At 61.3% G+C, this 7,835-nt stretch carries 5 protein-coding genes; 3 read left to right on the top strand and 2 right to left on the bottom strand.

Features of this window, described 5'->3' with window-relative positions; translation table 11 throughout:
• Positions 1-500 precede the first annotated feature (500 nt).
• Both V3314_RS04360 and V3314_RS04355 read left to right on the top strand, forming a co-directional pair.
• Positions 501-2,657, top strand: a complete 2,157-nt coding sequence (locus V3314_RS04360; RefSeq protein WP_196183839.1) for a type I secretion system permease/ATPase — start codon at positions 501-503, stop codon at positions 2,655-2,657.
• The gene (locus tag V3314_RS04355; protein WP_046617192.1) at positions 2,647-4,023 is read left to right on the top strand and encodes an HlyD family type I secretion periplasmic adaptor subunit; all 1,377 of its coding nucleotides are present in this window, start codon (positions 2,647-2,649) and stop codon (positions 4,021-4,023) included. The genes V3314_RS04360 and V3314_RS04355 overlap by 11 nt, the downstream gene beginning before the upstream one ends.
• Positions 4,024-4,198: 175 nt before the next feature.
• Here V3314_RS04355 and lapD read toward each other — a convergent pair whose 3' ends face one another.
• Positions 4,199-6,145: a cyclic di-GMP receptor LapD gene (lapD, locus tag V3314_RS04350; RefSeq protein WP_108479895.1), complete on the bottom strand. Its 1,947-nt coding sequence runs from the start codon at positions 6,143-6,145 to the stop codon at positions 4,199-4,201.
• Between the two features lie 10 nt (positions 6,146-6,155).
• Complete coding sequence (gene lapG / locus V3314_RS04345; protein ID WP_178081828.1) at positions 6,156-6,917, bottom strand: cysteine protease LapG; 762 nt, start codon at positions 6,915-6,917, stop codon at positions 6,156-6,158.
• 204 nt (positions 6,918-7,121) lie between these two features.
• Between lapG and V3314_RS04340 the strand changes: the two genes are divergently transcribed.
• Positions 7,122-7,811: a GntR family transcriptional regulator gene (locus V3314_RS04340; RefSeq protein WP_046617194.1), complete on the top strand. Its 690-nt coding sequence runs from the start codon at positions 7,122-7,124 to the stop codon at positions 7,809-7,811.
• Positions 7,812-7,835: the final 24 nt, after the last annotated feature.

Below are 7,835 nucleotides of genomic sequence, written 5' to 3'. Positions count from 1 at the left end.
GTAGCACGATACGGAACTGCAAATTGCCGTAGATCAATGGGATAGCAAACAACCGCGCAATACTGCCAACCCGAATAGGAAAAGCCTTGCCGATTTTTAGTCCAGAACAGTCAGCGACCCGCTTTCTAATAGATGAATTTTGACTAATTAGCAGCAAAATACCGTCAATGAATCAGCGCCTGTTTCCTGACAAAGTTACAAGTTGAGCGAAACTGCACCTCTGCTGCCAGCCGGATAGCAGGCTATGCTGCAGAATAGCTTCGGCCTGTATGCTGACTGGCTCAAAAATGAAACATTCACCACTCAGCATCGTCTGCAGGAGTATCGACCGTAGAACTGTTTACTCGATACCGATTCAAGGCGACCATTGACCGGTTGCCCAAGCGCCAGCGTGCCGTAGCCTCATGACCACTGCCTGGCAGCGCCATTGAACGTCAGGGTGAGCTAGCTGAACGGCTGCCCACCTACCCCACCCACCACAAGGATGAAGAGAGCGCCGCGTGGAATCCGAAGTCAGTCGAGTCCAACTCAGCCACGATCCACGCAGTCAGCATGACGATCCCCTGCTGGATAGCCTGCTGAGCCTGTGTGTCCTGCACCAGAAACCCGCCAGCCGGGTCATGCTGACCACCGGCCTGCCGCTGCCGGCCCAGCGCCTGAGCCCCGAGTTGCTGCCCCGCGCTGCCGCCAGGGCCGGCCTGCAGGGGCGCCTGCTGCAGCGTAAACTGGAGCATATCCCGAGCATCGCCATGCCAGCCATGCTGCTGCTCAAGGAAGGCCGCAGCGCCGTCCTGCTGGGCTGGGAAAACGAAGACACCGCGCGCCTGCTGCTCAGCGAGAGCGATGGCGGCGAGGTGCATGTCAGCCGCGAAGCCCTGCAGAGCGATTACAGTGGCCGGGTGTTCTTCGCGCAGCCGCAGCACAAGTTCGATGTCAACCACGGCAACCTCATCCCGCGGGCGAAGTCGTGGTTCCGCGATACCTTGCTGCGCAGCAAGTGGCTATATATCGACGCGATCGCTGCCAGCCTGGTGATCAACCTGATCGCCCTGGCCGCGCCACTGTTCGTGATGAACGTATATGACCGGGTTGTGCCCAACCAAGCCACCTCGACCCTCTGGGTGTTGGCCATCGGCATCGCCGGCGCCTACATCTTCGACCTGATCCTCAAGGGCCTGCGCGGCTTGTGCCTGGACCTGGCTGGCAAGAAGACCGACCTGATCATTTCGGCAACGCTGTTCGAACGTATCGTCGGCATGTCGATGAAGTACCGCCCGGCCAGGGTTGGCAGCTTTGCCCAGAACATTCACGAATTCCAGGGCCTGCGTGACTTCCTCGCCTCGCTGACCCTGACCAGTCTGATCGACCTGCCGTTCACCGTCCTGATCCTGGTAGTCATCGCCATCATTGGCGGGCACCTGGTGTGGATCCCGATCATCGCCTTCCCGCTGGCCCTGGGCATTGGTTACGCCCTGCAACGGCCACTGATGGCGACCATGGAACGGACCATGGCCCTGGCCTCGGAGCGCCAGTCCAGCCTGATCGAGACCCTTGCCGGACTGGATGCAGTAAAGGTCAACAACGCCGAAAGCGAACGCCAGTACATGTGGGAGCAGACCCTTGGCACCCTCAGCCGCCTGGAACTGCGGGTGAAGGTGCTGTCGAGCCTGGCGATGAACATCACCCTGCTGATCCAGCAACTGGCAGGCGTGGCGATGATTTGCGTCGGCGTGTACCTGATCATCGACGGCAACCTGAGCATGGGCGGCCTGGTGGCCTGCTACATGCTCAGCGGCCGCGCCCTCGGCCCGCTGGGCCAGCTCAATGGCCTGCTCGCCCGCTATCAGCAAGCCAAGGTGACCATGGTCTCCACCGACCACATGATGGAACTGCCGCAAGAACGCAACTTCGAAGAACGCCCGCTGAGCCGCAAGGTGCTGCAGGGCAGCGTCGAGTTCCGCGGAGTCGATTTCACCTACCCGAACCAACAGAATCAGGCCTTGAAGAACATCAACCTCACCATCCGCCCCGGCGAGAAGGTGGGCATTATCGGCCGCAGTGGCTCGGGCAAGAGCTCGCTGGCCAAGCTCATCGTCGGCCTGTACGAAGCCGATAGCGGCTCGCTGCTGGTCGATGGCGTGGACATTCGCCAGATCGACGTCAGCGAACTGCGCCACAACATTGGCTACGTGCCCCAGGATATTCAGCTGCTGGCCGGCACCCTGCGCGACAACCTGGTCAGCGGGGCCCGTTACATAGAGGATGAGTTGATTCTGCAGGCTGCCGAACTGGCGGGTGTACATGAGTTCGCCCGGTTGCACCCGGACGGCTACGAGTTGCAGGTAGGTGAACGCGGACAGAACCTGTCCGGCGGCCAGCGACAGAACGTCGCCCTGGGCCGCGCACTTTTGCTCAACCCGCAGATCCTGCTGCTGGACGAACCGACCAGCGCCATGGACAACACCGGCGAAGAACGCCTCAAGCAGCGACTGCAGGCGGTGGTGGAAGGCAAGACGATGCTGCTGGTCACGCACCGTGCCTCGCTGCTGTCACTGGTGGACCGGCTGATCGTGATCGATCGCGGGCAGATTGTCGCCGACGGCCCGAAAGCCGCGGTCATGGATGCGCTGAAGAAGGGGCAGATCAGTGTTGCATAAGCTGGATGTGGGGCAGTTCAAGGACGGCCTGCGGCGCTATTTCAAGGGTTCCGATTCACTGGGTGGCCAGCCGCTGCCAGAGGTCAACAAGGCCCTGATCGAGGATGCGCCGCGGGTCGTGCGGCTGACCATATGGGGCGTGATCCTGTTCTTCGTGTTCCTGATCGTGTGGGCCAGCGTCGCACCCATCGATGAAGTTACGCGGGGTGAAGGCAAGGCCATTCCGTCGTCCAAGGTGCAGAAGATCCAGAACCTGGAGGGCGGCATCGTCGCCGAGATCTTCGCCAAGGAAGGGCAGATTGTCGAAGTAGGCCAGCCATTGCTGCGTCTGGATGAAACCCGCTTCGCCTCCAACGTGGGTGAAACCGAGGCCGACCGCCTGGCGATGGCCTTGCGCGTCGAGCGCCTGAGTGCCGAAGTAGGTGACACCCCGTTGAAGATTGATGAGGAACTGCGCAAAGCCGCGCCAAGCCAGGCAGCGAACGAAGAGTCGCTGTATCAGAGCCGGCGCCAGCAATTGCAGGACGAGATCGGTGGCTTGCAACAACAGCTGGTACAGCGCCAGCAGGAACTGCGCGAGTTCAGCTCAAAGCGCGCCCAGTACGCCAACAGCCTGCAATTGTTGCGCAAGGAGATCAGCATGTCCGAGCCGCTGGTGGCCACCGGTGCGATCTCCCAGGTCGAGGTACTGCGCTTGCGTCGCGCCGAAGTGGAGAACCGCGGTCAGCTGGACTCCACGGCGCTGGCCATCCCGCGTGCCGAGGCGGCCATTCGCGAGGTGCAAAGCAAGATCGAAGAGACCCGTGGCAAATTCCGCAGCGAAGCGCTGACCCAATTGAACGAAGCGCGCACCGAGCTGAACAAGGCCACGGCGACCAGCAAGGCCTTGGATGACCGCGTGAACCGCACGATGGTTACCTCGCCGGTACGCGGTATCGTCAAGCAGCTGCTGGTGAATACCATCGGTGGGGTGATCCAGCCGGGCAGCGACATCATAGAAATCGTGCCGCTGGACGACTCACTGGTCATCGAGGCGAAGATCCTGCCCAAGGACATCGCCTTCCTGCACCCTGGTCAGGAGGCGACGGTCAAGTTCACGGCCTATGACTACACCATCTACGGTGGGCTGAAGGCCAAGCTGGAGCAGATCGGTGCCGACACCATCACCGATGAAGACAAGAAGACCACCTATTACCTGATCAAGCTGCGCACCGACCGCAGCCACCTGGGCACTGACGAGAAGCCTCTGCTGATCATTCCGGGGATGGTGGCGACAGTCGATATCATGACTGGCAAGAAGACCATCATGAGCTACCTGCTAAAGCCGATCATGAAGGCGCGTTCGGAGGCGTTGCGCGAGCGGTGATCGCCATCCCTGCCGTGCTCGCTGCAGGAGTGGCCTTGAGTCGCGAAAGGGCTGCACAGCAGCCCCAGCGATTTATGCATCTTTGCTGAAAGCCCGGGGCCGCTGTGCGGCCCTTTCGCGACTCAAGGCCGCTCCTACAAGAGACCGCATGCCCTCATGCGATACCTGCAAGTTGTCAGCGCCAAGGTGCAGGCTCACCAACCAACTGCCCCTGAATCCCACCCACCCCCATCTCCCGCAACATCAACCGTTCACCTTCCGTCTCTACCCGCTCGGCAATCAGCGGCAGGTCGATGCTGTGTGCAGCGCGCTGGACCGCTTCGATGAACAGCCGCTTGTGCTGCTCTTGGTCAATGTTGCGGATGTAGCTGCCATCGATCTTCAGGTACGCCAGCCCCAGATGCGCCAGGTTGCCGATCATGCTGAATCGCCCACCAAAGCGTTGCAGCGCCAGGCCGAAACCAAGCGCGTGCAGGCGCCGGGTGAGTTGCTCCAGGGCCGCCTGCTCAGGCAACTGTTCCTCGCCAATTTCGAAAACCAGCCGCGGGCCGAGCGCCGTATTCTGGCCCAGAAGCTCGAAAACACGCTGAAGGGCCTTGGGGTCGGCCAGGGTGGCGGCTGACAGGTTCAGCGCCAACACCTGGTCATGCCCTCGAAGATGCGCCAGCACCTTCTCCAACACCAGCACATCAAGCCGCGGCATCCAGCCGAAGCGCTCCAGCCAGGGCAGGAAGCGTCCCGCCGGCAGCGCCTCGCCCTGGCCATCCTGCAAACGCGAAATCACTTTGTGGTGCAGTACTCGTTGCGCAGAAGCGCAATCCACCACTGGCTGGAAGAACAGTTCGAAATGCCCATTGTTGAACGCCTGGTCCAGCCGCTCATGCCAGACATGCTGGCTGTCCGCGGCAACTGCAGCCACGCCTTGTTCAAGGCATACCCAACCCGGCGTTGGCTGGTTCTCGGCGCGGGCCAGGGCCTCGTCGGCAAGCTTCAGCAATGCCTGCGGTGAATCACCGGGGCTGAACGGCGCCAGGCCGATACAAGCAACCGGGTCGATATCACTGGCGCCCGTTTCGTGCAGGCTGTGCAGCGTCGCTTCCAAGGCCTGGGCAAGCTGTACCGCCTCTTCATGCACCATACCCGGCGCCAGCACGGCGAACTCGCCCCCACGGCTACGGGAAATCAGGTCATTGGTTTCCGGGTAGCTGGCACAGGTGCGACGCAATTGCTCACCCACGGCCTGTAGCAACTGGTCGGTACGCTGGCCGCCAAGACGGGCGTTCAACCCCGCCAGCCCCTGGACCCGCAGCAACAGCAGGTAGCCGGCGCGCGCTTCTTCCAGGTTGCTCACCCGGGTGTTCAGTTGCATCTCGAAATAACGGCGGTTGGAGAGTCCAGTCAGGCTGTCCTGGTAGGACTCGGCACGCAGCCGCTCACTACGCTCGGCCTGCTCGGTAAACAGTGCCTTGAGCTTCTCGACCATCTGGTTCATCGCCTGTACTACCCGGCGCAGCTCCGGTGTGCGCGGCAACTCGGGCAGGCTGAGGAATTCGCGGCGGGCAATGGCGTGGGACTGCTCGACCATGTAGTCCAGCGGCCGCAACTGGCGACGCAAGAGCAAGGCGCCAAGTACCGCACTGGCCGCGCCACACAGCAGCAGCCAACCCAGGCTGCCCAGGGCGCTCTGCCAGAGTTTGGCAATGGCGAACATCGGGTGGCTGATTACTTCAACGCGTGCGGCCTGCTGCCAGCCGCGGCTGACGATGGCATCGCCACCGGCGGCCTCCAGTCCGATCAAGTGCACGAACCAGCGCGGCACACCGCCTGGGTCCGGTTCGGCGTGGCGCTCCACCAGCACAGCATTGGAGCCCAGGTCGACGACCTTGATGCTTGAGTAGTAACCACTGTCGAAGATAGAACTGACCATCAGCTCGACCATCGCCGGGTCATCGATATTCGGCGTCAGCGACAGCGCCAGCGCGGTCGCCGCATCCTGGGCGTGCGATCGCAACTGGTTGACGTACTGGCTGCGAGAGCTTTCCAGGCTGACCATGAAACTGCCACTGAAGGCGACCACCAGGAACAGGCAAATGGCCAACAGCAATTGTTTGAACAGTGACATCTGTGCTCCTTCAGTAGACCGGCTCGGCCGGGAACCCTTCGGCCTGCATTTTCTTCAGCAAATCCTGCCAGCGTGACAACCGCTTGGTATCGCCGACCTTCTTGTTGCCTGTGGCGCCCGTCAGCCACAAGCCCTCACCATTGAAGGCGTACACCGGCAGCAGGTCGGTACGCTGGCTGGCCGGCTTGATGGCATCCATCAGGCTGTCGAGCACCAATGGTTGTGCCTGTGGGCTTGAATAATAGGTCAGGACCATGTGCGCCCGGTTCTGCCGCAGCGCCTTGACGTAGGTGATGCGCAGCTTTTCGCTGGGGATGCCCATGCGCCGCAGACTGAAATACTTGGCGATGGCGTAGTCCTCGCAGTCCCCTGCGCCCTTGATCAGCGCCTGCACCGGCGTGGCCCAATAATCGACCTCATGCCACAGGTCGATATCCTCGACATAGCGCAATTGCTGGTTGAAGAAGCGGTTTACCACCTGCAATCGCTCAAGCTCCGTACCCTGCTTCTGCGTGGCCATCAGGTTTTGCCAGGCATCGATCCGGCCCTGCCCGGCGCCCAAGGGGCCATAGAGTGCCTGCGACTTGCGGCTGATCTGGGAAAAGTCCCAATCCGCATGCAAACCGCCCAGCAGCAGGCCGCCCAGCAGCGCAGCAAGGCCGACACGTTGCACAACGGTTTTGAGCATCCAGGATATCGCCACTGCGAAGCCCTGTTCAGGCCAGTCGAAAGCAGCGATGGTGCGGCTTGCCACGGCAAAAAACAATGGCACCCTGCAATCATGCACCCGCTGGTCAGTCGACCTACACTTTCCGGTTATAACATTCTGGAGGCCGCTTCCTTTGCCGGGCGACTTCATCCACCATAGCCGCGCTTTTGGGGCGCCTGTTCCACCACCAGTACAGGTTTGACGCCCCCAAGAGCTGTTACTAGTGTAATTGGATCCAACTTTAGTCATCGTTGAGGCAGACGTCGCGTGGCCGAGAAAATCAAATTGAGCAATGTGCTGGCCAGTGAGCAGCTGTTGCCGCATCAGGCCCGTGGCGTGATCGAAGAACGCCTGCGCAGTGCCATTCTCGATGGTCGCTTGCCCCCAGGTACCGCCGTAAGACAACAAGAACTCGCCACCTTGTTCGGTGTCAGCCGCATGCCCGTGCGCGAGGCCCTGCGCCAGCTCGAAGCGCAATCGCTGCTGAAAGTGGAAATGCACAAGGGCGCGGTGGTTGCGCCGTTGATCGGCGAGGACGCGGTGGACACCTATGCCCTGCGCGTGCTGCTCGAGACCGAAGCGCTGCGCCAATCCATTCCGCTGCTAGATGCCAGCGACATCGACAATGCCCGCGGGTATATCCAGCAACTGGAAAACGAAACCCGCCACGCTGAAATCGGCCGCCTCAATCGCCTGTTCCACATGTCGCTGTACAACAAGGCGCCGAACAAGAAGCTGCTGCGTCTGATCGAGGACGAACTGAATGAGGAAGAGCGCTTCCTGCGGTTTCATCTCTCGTCCATGGGCCTGGGCAAGCTCACCCAGGACGATCACAACGCACTGGCGGATGCGGCGAGCGACAAGCTGGTAGACGAAGCTGTAGCAGTGCTGGAGCGGCACCTGAATAACGCATCGCGGGTAATCCGCAAGTACCTGGATACGCAACTGGGGCGCTAGCGGGTAGTGACTGCCCGCATGGAG

Origin of the sequence: Pseudomonas sp. TE3-3-F2023 (assembly GCF_036784815.1) — a bacterium.
GTDB classification, from domain to species: Bacteria; Pseudomonadota; Gammaproteobacteria; order Pseudomonadales; family Pseudomonadaceae; genus Aquipseudomonas; species Aquipseudomonas pudica.
Note: the sequence above shows the minus strand (reverse complement) of the source record. Positions and strands in the feature narration are given on the sequence as shown.

What these genes read in the sequence shown, in the direction of transcription:
- lapD (WP_108479895.1), bottom strand. Translation starts at nt 6,145, where the DNA reads ATGTCACTGTTCAAACAATTGCTGTTGGCCATTTGCCTGTTCCTGGTG.